Source organism: Xanthomonas sp. LMG 12459, from assembly GCF_009192905.1.
Lineage (GTDB): Bacteria > Pseudomonadota > Gammaproteobacteria > Xanthomonadales > Xanthomonadaceae > Xanthomonas_A > Xanthomonas_A sontii.
The window spans coordinates 12,597-27,790 of record NZ_NSGT01000020.1 but is presented as its reverse complement, the minus strand read 5'-3'; the positions used below and the strand labels follow the sequence as shown (position 1 = coordinate 27,790).

The 15,194-nt window shown below is 69.4% G+C and carries 9 protein-coding genes; 7 read left to right on the top strand and 2 right to left on the bottom strand.

Annotated elements, in window-relative coordinates; translation table 11 throughout:
• Window positions 1–15: 15 nt before the first annotated feature.
• The 4 genes from rbfA to pnp all read left to right on the top strand — a co-directional run bounded on the left by rbfA (window position 16) and on the right by pnp (window position 4,293).
• Window positions 16–429, top strand: coding sequence for a 30S ribosome-binding factor RbfA (gene rbfA / locus CEK65_RS04240; protein WP_152180885.1), 414 nt, complete (start codon window positions 16–18; stop codon window positions 427–429).
• 200 nt (window positions 430–629) lie between these two features.
• On the top strand, window positions 630–1,556 hold the full coding sequence (gene truB, locus CEK65_RS04235; RefSeq protein ID WP_152180884.1) for a tRNA pseudouridine(55) synthase TruB: 927 nt from the start codon (window positions 630–632) through the stop codon (window positions 1,554–1,556).
• A 203-nt stretch (window positions 1,557–1,759) separates the two neighbouring features.
• On the top strand, window positions 1,760–2,020 hold the full coding sequence (rpsO, locus tag CEK65_RS04230) for a 30S ribosomal protein S15 (protein ID WP_003467392.1): 261 nt from the start codon (window positions 1,760–1,762) through the stop codon (window positions 2,018–2,020).
• Window positions 2,021–2,184: 164 nt separating this feature from the next.
• On the top strand, window positions 2,185–4,293 hold the full coding sequence (pnp, locus tag CEK65_RS04225) for a polyribonucleotide nucleotidyltransferase (RefSeq protein WP_017915146.1): 2,109 nt from the start codon (window positions 2,185–2,187) through the stop codon (window positions 4,291–4,293).
• A gap of 359 nt (window positions 4,294–4,652) precedes the next feature.
• Here the strand turns inward: pnp and CEK65_RS04220 are convergent, their stop codons facing one another.
• A complete protein-coding gene (locus CEK65_RS04220; RefSeq protein ID WP_152180883.1) occupies window positions 4,653–5,999 on the bottom strand; it encodes an EAL domain-containing protein in 1,347 nt (448 codons plus the stop codon).
• 108 nt (window positions 6,000–6,107) lie between these two features.
• Complete coding sequence (locus CEK65_RS04215) at window positions 6,108–6,428, bottom strand: DUF3175 domain-containing protein (protein ID WP_017907565.1); 321 nt, start codon at window positions 6,426–6,428, stop codon at window positions 6,108–6,110.
• A 544-nt stretch (window positions 6,429–6,972) separates the two neighbouring features.
• Between CEK65_RS04215 and CEK65_RS04210 the strand changes: the two genes are divergently transcribed.
• From CEK65_RS04210 to CEK65_RS04200, 3 genes are all read left to right on the top strand, one after another.
• Window positions 6,973–11,316 (top strand): DEAD/DEAH box helicase, encoded by a 4,344-nt coding sequence (locus CEK65_RS04210; RefSeq protein ID WP_152180882.1) that lies wholly within the window; start codon window positions 6,973–6,975, stop codon window positions 11,314–11,316.
• 441 nt (window positions 11,317–11,757) lie between these two features.
• Window positions 11,758–13,425: a methyl-accepting chemotaxis protein gene (locus CEK65_RS04205; RefSeq protein ID WP_152180881.1), complete on the top strand. Its 1,668-nt coding sequence runs from the start codon at window positions 11,758–11,760 to the stop codon at window positions 13,423–13,425.
• Window positions 13,426–13,506: 81 nt separating this feature from the next.
• Window positions 13,507–15,189, top strand: coding sequence for a CHASE3 domain-containing protein (locus CEK65_RS04200; RefSeq protein ID WP_152180880.1), 1,683 nt, complete (start codon window positions 13,507–13,509; stop codon window positions 15,187–15,189).
• The last annotated feature ends 5 nt before the right edge of the window (window positions 15,190–15,194 follow it).

Genomic DNA, 15,194 nt, shown 5'->3' with positions numbered 1-15,194 from the left:
AGAGAGATTTTCGCTATGCCCACCAAATCCTTTCACCGTACCGATCGTGTGTCCGCGCAGATCCGGCGCGACCTCGGCACGATCGTGCATGCGGCCGTGCGTGATCACGGCCTGCCGTCGGTCAGCGTGTCCGACGTCGAGGTCACCCGCGATCTGGCCCATGCCAAGGTGTTCGTCACCGCGCTGATGCAGGAACGCTCGGCCGAGGCGGTCAAGGGCCTGAAGGAACTGGCGCCGCAGCTGCGCAGCGAGCTGGCGCGGGCGATGAAGCTGCGCCACGTGCCCGAACTGCATTTCCACTACGACGATTCGGTCGATCGCGGCGAGCGCATCGACAATCTGCTGCGCGACATGCCGGAATTGCAGCAAGCGCAGGACGACGACGGCTATGCCGCCGACGACGGCGACACGGCGCCGCGCAAGGGCTGAGTCCGCTGCCGACGCCGTGGCGTCGGCGTCCAGTGTTTGAGTGCGGGCGCCGAACGCGAGCGCCCGTTTCGCAGTCGCGATCGCGGCGCTCTTTCATCCGTCCGGCGTCACGCTGTTCCATGCGTGCCGTTCGCCCGCGCAATGCCGGGGTCGGATCCGCCAATCCCGAATCCCAAATCCCGAATCCCCGCCCGCACCCCATGCCCGTCTTCGGCCCGCGCCTGCCTCGTATCGTCTTCCGTCGCCTCGACGGCATCGTGCTGCTCGACAAGCCGATCGGCATGAGTTCCAACGCGGCGCTGCAGGCGGCGCGGCGGCTGTTCCGTGCGGAGAAGGGCGGTCACACCGGCAGCCTGGATCCGCTCGCCACCGGCCTGCTGCCGCTGTGCTTCGGCGAGGCGACCAAGCTGGCCGGGCTGCTGCTCGGGTCGGCCAAGGCCTACGAAGCGGAGGTCGTGCTCGGCGTCACCACCGACAGCGACGATGCCGAGGGCGCGGTGCTGCGCACCCGACCGGTGCCGCCGCTGGACGCAGCGACCCTGGAGGCGGCGCTGGCACCGCTGCGCGGGCGTATCCGCCAGCGTGCGCCGATCTACTCGGCGCTCAAGCAGGGCGGCGAGCCGCTGTACGTCAAGGCGCGCCGCGGCGAGGCGATCGAGGCGCCGGAGCGCGAGGTCGAGGTGCATGCGATCGACGTGCTCGCCCACGCCGGCGACCGCCTGCGTCTGCACGTGGCCTGCGGATCCGGCACCTATATCCGCAGCCTGGCCCGCGACCTGGGCGAGGCGCTGGGCTGCGGCGCGCATATCGCCGCGCTGCGCCGGCTGTGGGTGGAACCGTTCCGCAACCCGCAGATGGTCACCCTGGAGCACCTGCAGCACCTGGCCACGCAGGATCCGGCGGCACTGGACGCGCTGGTGCTGCCGCTGGCCGCGGGCCTGGCCGATTTCCCGCCGCTGCGCCTGGAGCATGCTGCGGCGCAGCGCTTCCGCATGGGCCAGCGGCTGCGCGATCCGGCCTGGGTGCCCGGCCTGGCGGCGGTGTTCGACGCCGACGGCGTCCCGCTGGGCCTGGGCCAGGTCGATGCGAGCGGGCTGCTGGCGCCGCAGCGCATGTTCAATCCGTGACCGCGCAGCGGTCGCGCGGGGTGTTACCTGACTGTCGTTCAGTCATGACGCCGTCTTAACGCCTTGTTCCTCCGGGCCGAGGCCGGTACAATTTCGCGGCCTTTCCGGCACGCTGCGCTCCGGCGCAATCCTTCGCAATCGGCGAGCCAGGCGGTGCGTCCTCTGCACGTTCCTGCCGGCCCCGCATCTCAGAGAAAAATCCCATGTCCATCGACACCCAGAAAGTCATCGAAGAAAACAAGCGCGGCGCTGCCGACACCGGTTCGCCGGAAGTCCAGGTCGCCCTGCTGACCGCCCGCATCGAACTGCTGACCGGCCACTTCAAGACCCACAAGAAGGATCACCACAGCCGCCGCGGCCTGCTGCAGATGGTCAACCGCCGCCGCAGCCTGCTCGACTATCTGAAGAAGAAGGATGGCGAGCGCTACAAGGCGCTGATCGAGAAGCTCGGCCTGCGTCGCTGAGTCAACGAACCCCACCGCGGCGCAGCGATGCGCCGCGGTTTTGTTTTGGGTAGTACCGTGGCCCGGGGATCGCTCCGCGCCACCGGCCGGATCCTCCCGGCCACCCGCCAGCGGCATGGGCCGTCAGCGGTCCATTTGCAGACAGCATCATCCAAGGAAACCCCGTGGCAAAAATCACCAAAACCTTCCAGTACGGCAAGCACACCGTCACCCTCGAAACCGGCGAGATCGCCCGCCAGGCCGGCGGTGCCGTCATCGTCAAGATGGACGACACCGTACTGCTGGTCACCGCCGTCGCCGCCAAGAGCGCGCGCGAAGGTCAGGACTTCTTCCCGCTGACGGTCGACTATCAGGAGAAGTTCTACGCCGGCGGCCGCATCCCCGGCGGCTTCTTCAAGCGCGAGGGCCGTGCGACCGAGAAGGAGACGCTGATTTCGCGTCTGATCGACCGTCCGATCCGTCCGCTGTTCCCGGAGGATTACAAGAACGAAGTGCAGATCATCGCCACGGTGATGTCGATGAACCCGGACATCGACGGCGATATCGCCGCGCTGATCGGCGCCTCGGCCGCCCTGTCGCTGGCCGGCACCCCGTTCAAGGGCCCGATCGGCGCCGCCAAGGTTGGCTACAAGAACGGCGAGTACATCCTCAACCCGACCGTGTCGGATCTGAAGGAGTCGCAGCTGGAGCTGGTCGTCGCCGGTACCGCCAACGCGGTGCTGATGGTTGAGTCCGAAGCCGCGCTGCTGTCGGAAGAAGTGATGCTGGGCGCGGTCACCTTCGGCCACCGCGAGATGCAGAAGGTCATCAACGCGATCAACGAGCTGACCGTCGAAGCCGGCACCAAGCCGTCCGACTGGGTTGCCCCGGCCAAGAACGAAGCCATGATCGCCGCGCTGAAGGAAGCGGTCGGCGAGCAGCTGGCCGCTGCGTTCCAGGTGCGCGACAAGCTGCAGCGCCGCGATGCGATCTCGGCGATCAAGAAGGACGTGCTGGCGCAGCTGGCGCCGCGTGCCACCGCCGAGAACTGGGTCGCTGCCGACCTGGCCAAGGAATTCGGTGAGCTGGAATACCAGACCATGCGCGGTTCGGTGCTGAGCACCAAGGTGCGCATCGACGGCCGTGCGCTGGACACCGTGCGCCCGATCAGCGTGCAGGCCGGCGTGCTGCCGCGTACCCACGGCTCGGCGCTGTTCACCCGCGGCGAGACCCAGGCGATCGTGGTCACCACGCTGGGCACCGCCCGCGACGGCCAGGTGATCGACGCGGTCTCCGGCGAGTACAAGGAAAACTTCCTGTTCCATTACAACTTCCCCCCGTACTCGGTGGGCGAGTGCGGCCGCTTCGGCGCGCCCAAGCGTCGCGAGATCGGCCACGGCCGCCTCGCCAAGCGCGGCGTGCTGGCGGTGATGCCGACCATGGAAGAGTTCCCGTACACCATCCGCGTGGTCTCGGAAATCACCGAATCCAACGGTTCCTCGTCGATGGCCTCGGTCTGCGGTTCGTCGCTGGCGCTGATGGACGCCGGCGTGCCGGTGAAGGCGCCGGTGGCCGGTATCGCCATGGGCCTGGTGAAGGAAGGCAACGACTTCGTGGTGCTGTCGGACATCCTGGGCGATGAAGATCACCTGGGCGACATGGACTTCAAGGTCGCCGGTACCGCCGACGGCGTGTCCGCGCTGCAGATGGACATCAAGATCGAAGGCATCACCGAGGAGATCATGAAGCAGGCCCTGGCGCAGGCCAAGGCCGGCCGACTGCACATCCTCGGCGAGATGGCCAGCGCGCTGACCACCCCGCGTGCGGAGCTGAGCGACTACGCGCCGCGCCTGCTGACGATCAAGATCCACCCGGACAAGATCCGCGAAGTGATCGGCAAGGGCGGTTCGACCATCCAGGCGATCACCAAGGAAACCGGCACCCAGATCGACATCCAGGACGACGGCACCATCGTCATCGCCTCGGTCAATGCGATCGCCGCGCAGGCCGCCAAGTCGCGCATCGAGCAGATCACCTCGGACGTCGAGCCGGGCCGCATCTACGAAGGCAAGGTCGCCAAGATCATGGACTTCGGCGCGTTCGTGACCATCCTGCCGGGCAAGGACGGCCTGGTGCACGTCTCGCAGATCTCCAGCGAGCGCGTGGAGAAGGTCGGCGACAAGCTGAAGGAAGGCGACGTGGTCAAGGTCAAGGTGCTGGAAGTCGACAAGCAGGGCCGCATCCGCCTGTCGATGAAGGCCGTGGAAGAGGGCGAGGGCGCGTCGGCCGAATAAGCCGCACGCTGCCAGCGTCGTTCCAGGAAAAAGCGGGCTTCGGCCCGCTTTTTTCTTGCCTGGTGTTTGCGCAGGCGCGACGGGGCGCCAACGGTGACATCCTGTCGTGGCTGACGCCGCTCCTGCACAGGAAGACGGAGCATTTGGCCCGCGACTTGGCCGAGGCTGCCAGCGATCGCTGGAGAGCATCTGCAGATGCGCTGACAGCGGCCCAGGGTCGGCGAGGGTGGGGCGCGCGCCCGTAGCGCACGCTTAAGCAGGAGCGGCTTCAGCCGCGACCAGGCCGGCATGGCGATCTTGGGAATTCCTGGGGGATGATCCCGAACCGGGGACCAGCGCCGCGCCTGCGGTGGGCGTTCTCAGCCGCTGCTGCCGTCTTCGATCGCCGGATAGCGTGCCAGATGCGCCGACAGCGGTCCGGGGTGGGCGAGCTGGTAGCCCTGGCCGTAGCGCGCGCCCAGCGCCTGCAGCGTCGCCAGTTCGCTCTCGGTCTCGATGCCTTCGACGACCACGTCGGCATTGGTTTCTGCGGCGAAGGAGAGAATGGCCATCGCCAGCCGCTGCCGGCGCGGTTCGGCGTCGATGCCGCGTGTCAGGGTCAGGTCCAGTTTGATGATGTCCGGCGCAAGGTGCAGCAGATGGCGCAGGCTGGCGAAACCGGTACCGGCGTCGTCCAGGGCGATGCGCAGGCCCTGCCGCTGCAGCAGGCCGATGTGCTCGGACAGGCGTGGGTAATCCGGCGCCTGCAGTTGTTCGGTGATTTCCAGCACGATCCGCGACAGGTCGTGGCCGTGCAGCAGCGCCTGCAACTGCGGATGCAGCAGCGTCGGTGCGGACACGTTGATCGCCAGATACAGCGGCGCCGGCAACTGCGCCAGCAGCTCCAGCGCCTTGCGCGCGGCGGCCAGCTCCAGGTCCAGGCCCAGCCCGACCCGGCTGGCATCGTCGAACCAGCGCAGTGGCGGCAGCGCCGGATTGGCCGGAAAGCGCGACAGTGCCTCCACCCCGACGATGCGTTGCGATGCCAGTGCCAGCACTGGCTGGGTCACGATCTGCAGGCGCGTCTCGGCGATGGTTTCGCGGATGCGGGTGGCGATCGCCGCCTTCTCGCGAAATGCGTGTTTCTCCATGTCCTGGCGGCGCGCGATGTCGGTCTGCAGTGCGGCGCGGTCCATCGCCAGCGCCAGCGTCGCGCCGACCAGGGTCGCCAGCAATTCCAGTGTGCGCACGTCCTGTGCGCTGTAGGCGTTGGGGTGCGGCGCGAGGACCTTGAGCACGCCGATGCTGCGGTCGCCGTAGCGCAGCGGCACCACCAGCATCGAGCGCAAACCGATGCGCCGGCAGGCCGCGCGGTCCACGCGCGGATCGACTTCCGAATCGTCGCAGCGCAAGACCTCGCCGGTCCGCATGCACAGCCCCGACAGGCTGCCGTTGCTGGGCAGGCGCAGGCCGAGGTGGCGCTCGGCGACGCCGCTGGCCGACCAGTACAGCATGTCCTTGCCGTCGCACATCTCCACCACGGCGCCATTGGAGCGGGTCAGCTCCTGCGCGCGGCGGGTGACCACGTCGACCACCTGCAGCGGATCGCCGCCGGCCGCGGCGATTTCGCCCTGCGCCAGGATGATGCGCGACAGCAACGCCGCGTCGTCCTGGGTCGCGGCGGCGGCGTGCTGGATGAGGTCCGAAATGTCGGATGCCTTGGCCATGTCCGCATCATGTGGCAGTGCGTCGGAGGACGGCAATCGCGCGGCGCGCGCTTCGCCCAGGCAGCGTGCGGAACTGATCGCTCCATCACGCTGCGCGCGTGTGCGTGCTCAGTCGCCAGCGCCACCCTTGCGCGGCTTGCCGTACAGGCTGCGCAACTCGTCCTTGGCCTGCTCCAGGATCTGGCGGCGCTGCGCCGGCAACTGGTCGCCGGCGCGATTGATGTAGAAGGTCAGCATCGACATGGCCGAGCGATACGGACCGGTGCGGCGGCGGGCGTGCAGGTCGGCCGACTGCTTGAGCGCGCGCGCGATCGCGGCCGGATCGTTGCCTTCGAACACGTTAGGCGCGACGCCGAGCGACTGTTGCGCGTCGCTGCCGCGGCGCTGGTTGAGGTCGGTACTGGAGAGTGACGGGCTGCTCTGTGCCATTGGTGATGCTCCTTGGCGATGGCGGTGGAGAGGTACAACGCATGCGCAGTCCCACAGTGCAGGACCCGATGGCGGATGCCGCCGCCATCGCTGCCGCGCGCCGCGAGGCGACGGCAGTTCGACGTCGAAGGGAGACGGAGGCGGACGCGGCGCGAACGCGCGCCGCCGCGATCGCGTGTGCGGGTCGTGGAGCGTCCCGCGCGCGTGATGGGCGATGCCGTTGTTCGCTGGTGTTGCCGTGCCGCATTCCGTTCCCAGAAGCGAAGCTTGTGCGTGATGCGCAAACGCTAGGCCGGGATACGTGACGCCGTCGACAACATAACCGCGCTACGCGGAGCGAGTGGTAGACATTATGTCGTTCGATGAACGCTTAATGGAAAAACCCCTAAAAACAGGGCTCGCGCGAGGTTGCGCTTGATTGCCTGGATAACGTCACCATTTTCATTGCCGAGAAAATGGCGCAAGACATCCAGCTGGACAATCCGCACAGGCGGCATCGTCGGCGCGCCCCAGGTTGGTTGCGACGCTGACACCAGGAGATCGCATGTCGTTGGCGCAGGCGCGCTTCCATCCCGCCGTTGCACGCTGGTTCGAGCAACGTTTCGCGGCGCCCACGCCGGCGCAGGCGGCGGCGTGGCCGGCGATCCAGGCCGGACGGCATACGCTGGTCGCCGCGCCGACCGGCTCGGGCAAGACCCTGACGGCATTTTTGGCTGCGCTGGATGCGCTGGTCCGCGAAGGCCTGCGTGAAGGCGGCCTGCAGGACCGTACCCAGGTGTTGTACGTGTCGCCACTGAAAGCGCTTTCAAACGACATCCAGCTCAATCTCGAGGCGCCGCTGCAGGGCATTCGCGCCGAACTGGCGGCGCTGGGTTTGCCGGATGTGTCCATTCGCACCGCGGTACGCACCGGCGACACCCCACAGCGCGAGCGCGCGCAGGCGCGGCGGCGCCCGCCGCATGTGCTGGTGACCACGCCGGAGTCGCTGTACGTGCTGCTCGGCTCGGTGTCCGGGCGCGAGACGCTGCGCCACGTGCGCACGGTGATCGTCGACGAGATCCATGCGCTGGCGGCGAACAAGCGCGGCAGCCATCTGGCGTTGTCGCTGCAGCGCCTGCAGCAGCTGTGCGAGGCGCCGCCGCTGCGCATCGGCCTGTCGGCGACGCAGAAGCCGATCGAGGCGGTCGCACGTTTCCTGGTCGGCAGCGCCGCGGTGCACGACGGCGTTGCCGACTGCGCCATCGTCGACATCGGCTATGCGCGTGCCCGCGACCTGGCGCTGGAGGTGCCGCCGACGCCGCTCAGCGTGACCATGTCCGCCGACCAGTGGCAGCAGGCGTATACGCGCCTGGCCGAGTTGGTGCGCGCGCACCGCACCACTCTGGTGTTCGTCAACACCCGGCGCATGGCCGAGCGCACCGCGCGGCACCTGGGCGAACTGCTCGGCACGCAGGCGGTGGCGGCGCATCACGGCAGCCTGGCGCGCGAGACCCGGCTGCTCGCCGAGCGCCGGCTCAAGGCCGGCGAGCTGCAGGTGCTGGTGGCCACCGCTTCGCTGGAACTGGGCCTGGACATCGGCGACGTCGACCTGGTCTGCCAGCTCGGCTCGCCGCGTTCGATCGCCGCGTTCCTGCAGCGCGCCGGCCGCTCCGGGCACGCGGTGGGCGGCACGCCGAAGGCGCGCTTGTTTCCGCAGTCGCGCGACGACCTGGTCGAGTGCGCGGCCTTGCTGGATTGCGTGCGCCGCGGCGAACTGGATGCGCTGCGCATGCTCGATGCGCCGCTGGACGTGCTCGCCCAGCAGCTCGTCGCCGAGGTGGCCTGCCAGGAGTGGGAGGAAGACGCGCTGTACGCGCTGGTGCGTGGCGCCTGGCCGTATGCGGCGTTGCCGCGCGCGCAGTTCGACGCGGTGCTGCGCATGCTCAGCGAAGGCTTCAGCACGCGGCTGGGGCCGCGCGCCGGCTACCTGCATCGCGATGCGGTGCATCGCCGCGTGCGCCAGCGCCGAGGTGCGCGGATGGCGGCGCTCACCTCCGGCGGCACCATCCCCGAGACCGGCGACTACAGCGTGGTGCTGGAGCCGCAGGCGCAGACCATCGGCACGGTCAACGAGGATTTCGCGGTGGAGAGCCTGGGCGGCGACGTGTTCCAGCTCGGCAACGCCAGCTACCGCATCCTGCGCGTGGAAGCGGGGCGGGTACGGGTGGAGGACGCGCGCGGCGCGCCGCCCAACATCCCGTTCTGGATCGGCGAGGCGCCCGGGCGCAGCGATGCGTTGTCGCTGGGCGTGTCGCGGCTGCGGGCCGAAGTCGCGCAGGCGCTGGAGCAGGGCGGCGCGGCGCAGGCGCTGCAGTGGCTGTGCGGCCCGCTGGCGCTGGACGCGGCCGCTGCGCAGCAGATCGTCGATTACCTGGGCCGCGCGCATGCGGCGCTGGGCGCCTTGCCGACCCAGCAGTGCATCGTGCTGGAACGCTTCTTCGATGCCACCGGCGGCACCCAGCTGGTGATCCACAGCGTCTACGGCAGCCGCATCAACCGCGCGTGGGGCCTGGCCCTGCGCAAGCGCTTCTGCCGCACCTTCAATTTCGAGTTGCAGGCGGCCGCGACCGAGGACGCGATCGTGCTGTCGCTGTCGACCCTGCACAGCTTCGCCCTGGACGAGGTGGCGCGCTATCTGCGCGCCGCGTCTGCGCTGGACGTGCTGGTGCAGGCGCTGCTGGACGCGCCGCTGTTCGGCGTGCGCTGGCGCTGGAACGCCACCAATGCGCTGGCGCTGCCGCGCTTCACCGGCGGGCGCAAGGTCGCGCCGCAACTGCAGCGGATGAAGTCCGAGGATCTGCTGGCCACGGTGTTTCCCGACCAGGTGGCCTGCGCGGAGAACCTGGTCGGCGAGCGCGAGATTCCCGAGCACCCGCTGGTGGCGCAGACCCTGCGCGACTGCCTGGACGAGGCGATGGACAGCGATGGCTGGCTGCAGCTGCTACGCGGCATCGAGGCCGGCGAGGTGCGCGTGCTGGCGCGCGAGCTGACCGCGCCCTCGCCGCTGGCGGCCGAGGCGCTGGACGCGCGGCCCTATGCCTTTCTCGACGACGCGCCGCTGGAAGAGCGGCGCACCCAGGCCGTGCACAGTCGCCGCTACCAGGATCCGCACAGCGCCGACGATCTCGGCCAGTTGGACCCGCAGGCGATCGACGCGGTGCGCGAGGAGGCCTGGCCGCAGCCGCGCAGCCGCGACGAGATGCACGAGGCGCTGCTCACGCTCGGGGTGGTGAGCGCCGCCGAGGCCGCCGCGCAGCCGCAGTGGCGGCAGTGGTTGGATGAACTGGCTGCCGACGCGCGCGCCACCTGCCTGCACGGCGTCGACGGCGCCGCGGCGGCGTTGTGGGTGACGGCCGAAGCGCAGGCGGCGGTGGCGCAGCTGTACCCGCAGGCCAGCGCGCGGCCGGCCATCGCCAGTCCCGAGGGCTACGCGGTGGCCAACTGGGACCGCGACAGCGCGCTGCGCGAGTTGCTGCGCTGCCGGCTGGCAGGCCTGGGGCCGGTCACTGCGGCCACGCTGGCCGCGCCGCTGCACCTGCCGCTGCGCGAGGTGCAGGCCGGGCTGCTGGCGCTGCAGCAGGACGGCTATGTGCTCGGTGGTCGGTTCAGTGCCGACGCCGATGCCGAGGAGTGGTGCGAGCGGCACCTGCTGGCACGCATCCACCGCTACACCCTCGGCCGCCTGCGCCGCGAGATCGAGCCGGTGGCGCCGCGCGACTACGCGCGCTTCCTGTTCCGTTGGCAGCATCTGGACGCACAGGGCCAGGTGGAGGGCGCTGAAGCGCTGGCCGCGGTGCTGGCGCAACTGGAGGGCGTGGAGGCCGCGGCGCCGCTGTGGGAGGCGGAACTGTTGCCTGCGCGGGTGCGCGACTACCGTCCGGCCTGGCTGGACGAGGCCTGCAGTGCCGGCCGCACGCTGTGGACGCGGTTGCGCCCCGGCGCCGGCGGCGCCGCGCCGACGCTGCGCAGCACGCCGATCCTGCTGCTGCCGCGGCGCAGCGCCGGGCAGTGGTCGCGGCTGTCGCCAGCGCCGGAGGCCGATGCGCTCGGCTCGCGCGCGCACAAGGTCGCCGACCATCTCGCGGCGCATGGCGCCTCGTTCTTCGACGAGATCGCCGCGGCCACCCGCCTGCTCTCCACCGAACTGGAGGTGGCGCTGGCCGAGCTGGTCGCCGCCGGTCGGGTCCATTGCGACAGCTACGCCGGCCTGCGCGCCTTGCTGGTGCCGGCATCGAAGCGCCCGTCGGCGCTGTCGCGGCGGCGGCCGCGCATGGCGCTGTACGGCGGCATCCAGGATGCCGGGCGCTGGGCGCTGTTGCGGGCCGGCGCCGAGGCCGACGACCCGGCCGCGCGCAGCGAGGCGGTCGAGCACGTCGCGCTGACGCTGCTGCGCCGCTACGGCGTGGTCTGCTGGCGCCTGCTCGAGCGCGAGGCGGCATGGCTGCCGCCGTGGCGCGAGCTGTTGTGGGTCTACCAGCGCCTGGAGGCGCGTGGCGAGATCCGCGGCGGGCGCTTCATCGATGGCCTGTCCGGCGAACAGTTCGCCCTGCCGGAGGCGATCGGTCTGCTGCGGCAACTGCGCCGCCAGCCTGGCGACGGCACCTGGGTGTGCGTGGCCGCCGCCGATCCGGCCAATCTGCTCGGCAGCGTGCTCCCGGGCACGCGGCTGCCACGCGTGGCGGGCGCGCGCGTGCTGTACCGCGACGGCGTGCCGATGGCGAGCTGGGTCGGCGAGCGTTTCGAGGCGCTGCAGGAGCTCGATGCCGAGGAACGCGTGCGCGCGCAGCGCTTGTTGCGCGGAGCCACCGCGGCGGAACGACGCACGGTCGCGGCGCTGCCGATGGTGTGAAGACGCGGCGCCATGCACGCGCTCGCGCACTACGAGGGCGGGCATATCGGCGCCGCTTTCACATTCTGTCTACAAATTAAAGGGGTTGGTATCCCACTTCGCCTTCGGTGCAGAACCGGGGTCATCTGCCATTGCAGAACAACTGCGGCATCCGCGCCGCAGACGCCCAGGCGCCTTCTTCACACGCGTCGAGTGCTGCGCCGCAATGCCCGTTGCGCATTCATGCAACGTCGCCGCAGCGCTTGCGCTATGCGGAATTCCGCAGTTTTCACGCGATTTAAAGGCGCTGTCGATGACGCCGATAGCCCTCACGCACAGACGTTGCGGCGCAGCGTCCTCGCTCTCCTCAGAGCGAGTGTGTCCACTCCGCGAGGCGTTGCGGAAGACGGCTGGAGGCGCTCACTTGCGCAACCGGACGCACACAAAGAATCGGGGTACACCATGTTGGGCAATATGAAAATCGGAGTCAGGCTGACGGCGGCATTCCTGATCGTGGCGGCGATCGGCGCCTGTATCGGCTGGGTCGGCATTCGCAACTCCGGCCGCATCAACGACTACGCCACGGTGCTGTACGAGCGCGAACTGCTTGGTCTGTCGCACCTGAAAGAGGCCAACATCAATCTGATCAACGCCGGCCGGTCGCGCGCCAACCTGCAGTTGGCCAGTACCGCGGAAGACCGCGCCAAGCACGTTGCCAACATCGACAAGTACACCGCCCAGGTGGTCGAGCACATGGACAAGGCCAGGACCTCGTTCGACGACCCGGCCACGCTGGCCAAGCTGGCCCGCTTCGACCAGGTGTGGAAGACCTACCTGGAGCGGCGCGGCCAGTTCGTCGACTCGGTGATGCGCGAGCCGCTGCCGCAGGGCAATGCGCAGCTGGCGGACCTATCGAAGGGCGTGCGCAGCAGCTCCGACGAACTGGATACGCTGATGTCCGAACTCAGCGAAACCAAGGAAGCCAACGCGGCGCGTGCCAACGACGCCACCGATGCGATCTATGCCAGCAGCACCCGCACCATGCTGGCCATCGTGATCGGCGGCGTGCTGCTCGGGGTCGGCCTGGGCTGCTGCATCAGCCGCAGCGTGACCCGGCCGATCGACAAGGCGGTCAGCGTGGCCAATGCGCTGTCCGAGGGCGACCTGAGCATGTCGATCGAGGTGCGCGGCCGCGACGAAACCGCGCAGCTGCTGATGGCGATGCAGCGCATGGTCGAGAAGCTGCAGCAGGTGGTCGGCGAGGTCAACGCCAGTGCGCAGAGCCTGGCCGGTGCGTCGGAAGAAGTCAGCGCCACCGCGCAGTCGCTGAGCCAGGCCTCGACCGAACAGGCCGCCGGCGTGGAAGAGACCAGCGCCTCGCTGGAGCAGATGACCGCCTCGATCGCGCAGAACACCGACAACGCCAGGATCACCGACGGCATGGCCGCGCAGGCGGCGCGGGAAACCCTGGAGGGCGGCGAGGCGGTGGTTGCCACGGTCGCGGCGATGAAGCAGATCGCGCAGAAGATCGGCATCATCGACGACATCGCCTACCAGACCAACCTGCTGGCATTGAACGCGGCGATCGAGGCTGCGCGCGCCGGCGAGCACGGCAAGGGCTTCGCCGTGGTCGCCGCGGAAGTGCGCAAGCTGGCCGAGCGCAGCCAGGTGGCCGCGCAGGAGATCGGCGAGGTCGCCGGTTCCAGCGTGGAACTGGCGGAGAAGGCCGGTCAGCTGCTGGAGACCATCGTGCCCAGCATCAAGAAGACCTCGGATCTGGTGCAGGAGATCGCTGCCGCCTCGCAGGAACAGTCGTCCGGCGTCACCCAGATCAATGCGGCGGTGGTGCAGCTGAGTCAGATCACCCAGCAGAACGCGACCGCCTCCGAAGAGCTGGCGGCCACCGCCGAATCGATGAGCACGCAGGCCGTGCAGTTGCAGGACAGCATGGCGTTCTTCCAGTTGTCCGCCGGCGCGCGCCGCGCCACGCACGCGCTGGACGACGGTGAGCCGGTGGCGCCGCTGCGTGCGGCTGGCTCGCGCTGGGCGCCGCGTGCGCCATCCGTCGCCGCGCGCCGTTCCGTTGCAGGCAATCGCGACCGCAGCGAAGCGCTGCTGGGCCGCGCCTGATCCATTCCCTGGCGGCGCCTGTCGCGCCGCCAGTTCCGTGTCGCTGTCGTTGTCACAACTGCCCATTGTCGGGAGAGTGCCGTGCTGAAGAATCTCAAAATCGCAACCAAGCTCTACGGCGGCTTCGCCGTGGTCCTGTGCATCCTGCTGGCCCTGGCCGGCGTGGCGTACTTCAACGTGTCCGCGTTGTCGCAGGCCAATTACTGGAACACCCACACCTACAAGGTGATCGCCGAAGTCGATGCCGCGCTCAGCAGCCTGATCAACATCGAGACCGGTACGCGCGGCTTCTCGCTGACCGGCGAGGACGCGTTCCTGCAGCCCTACCGCGACGGCGTCGCCAGCTTCGAAAGCCACCTGCGCACGGCGCAGGAGCTGACCGCCGACAACCCCAAGCAGCAGGAGCGCCTGAACGCGCTGAAGCAGACCCAGGCGCAATGGCTCAGCCAGGCGGTGCATCCGCAGATCGCGCTGCGCAAGAACGTCAACGATGGCCAGGCGACGATGGAGGCGCTGACCGCTGCGGTGCGTGCTTCCAAGGGCAAGGCCTACATGGACGCCATGCGCGATCGCATGGCCGAAGTGCGTCGCGCCGAGAGCGAGTTGCTCGCTGCGCGCGCCACCGAGGCCGAGCAGTTGCAGCAGCGCACCAACCTGACCCTGATCGTCGGCAGCCTGGTCGCGGCACTGTGTGCCTCGTTGATCGGTTTCCTGATCGCGCGGTCGCTGATGAGCGAACTTGGCGGCGAGCCGAGCACGGTGATGGAAGTGGCCTCGCGAATCGCGCGCGGCGATCTCACCGTGCAGGTGCCGACCCGCCCCAACGACAGCACCAGCGCGATGGTGGCGCTGCAGGCGATGGTCGAGCGACTGGCGGAGGTGGTGGGCGAGGTCAATGCCAGCGCGCAGTCGCTGGCCGGTTCGTCCGAGGAAGTCAGCGCCACCGCGCAGTCACTGAGCCAGGCGGCCACCGAGCAGGCCGCCGGCGTGGAGGAGACCAGCGCCTCGCTGGAGCAGATGACCGCGTCCATCGCGCAGAACACCGACAACGCCAAGGTCACCGAGGGCATGTCGGCGCAGGCGGCCAAGGAAGCGGTGGAGGGCGGCGACGCGGTGCTGGCGTCCACCCAGGCGATGAAGCAGATCGCGCAGAAGATCGGCATCATCGACGACATCGCCTATCAGACCAACCTGCTGGCGCTGAACGCGGCGATCGAGGCCGCGCGCGCCGGCGAGCACGGCAAGGGCTTTGCGGTGGTCGCCGCCGAAGTGCGCAAGCTGGCCGAGCGCAGCCAGGTGGCCGCGCAGGAAATTGGCGAAGTCGCCGCCAGCAGCGTGGGCCTGGCCGATCGCGCCGGCAGCCTGCTCGGCACCATCGTGCCCAGCATCAAGAAGACCTCGGATCTGGTGCAGGAGATCGCCTCGGCCTCGCAGGAGCAGTCCTCCGGCGTCACTCAGATCAACCTGGCGGTGTCCCAGCTCAGCCAGGCCACGCAGCAGAACGCGGCGGCCTCCGAGCAACTGGCGGCGACCGCCGAACAGATGAGCACCCAGGCCGAATCGCTGCAGCAGGCGATGGGGTTCTTCCGCCTCAGTCGCGAACAGGACCTGGCCGCGCCGCGCCGTGCCGCGCCGGTGGCGCCCAGGCCGGCCGCCACCCGGCCGCTGCGCGACGCCGGCAAGGCCCTGCGCCCGCGTGCGCGCCCGGTGCCGGCCTACGCGCTGGCGGATGCGCCGGACGAAGGCCAGTTCGTCAACTTCTGAAGGGG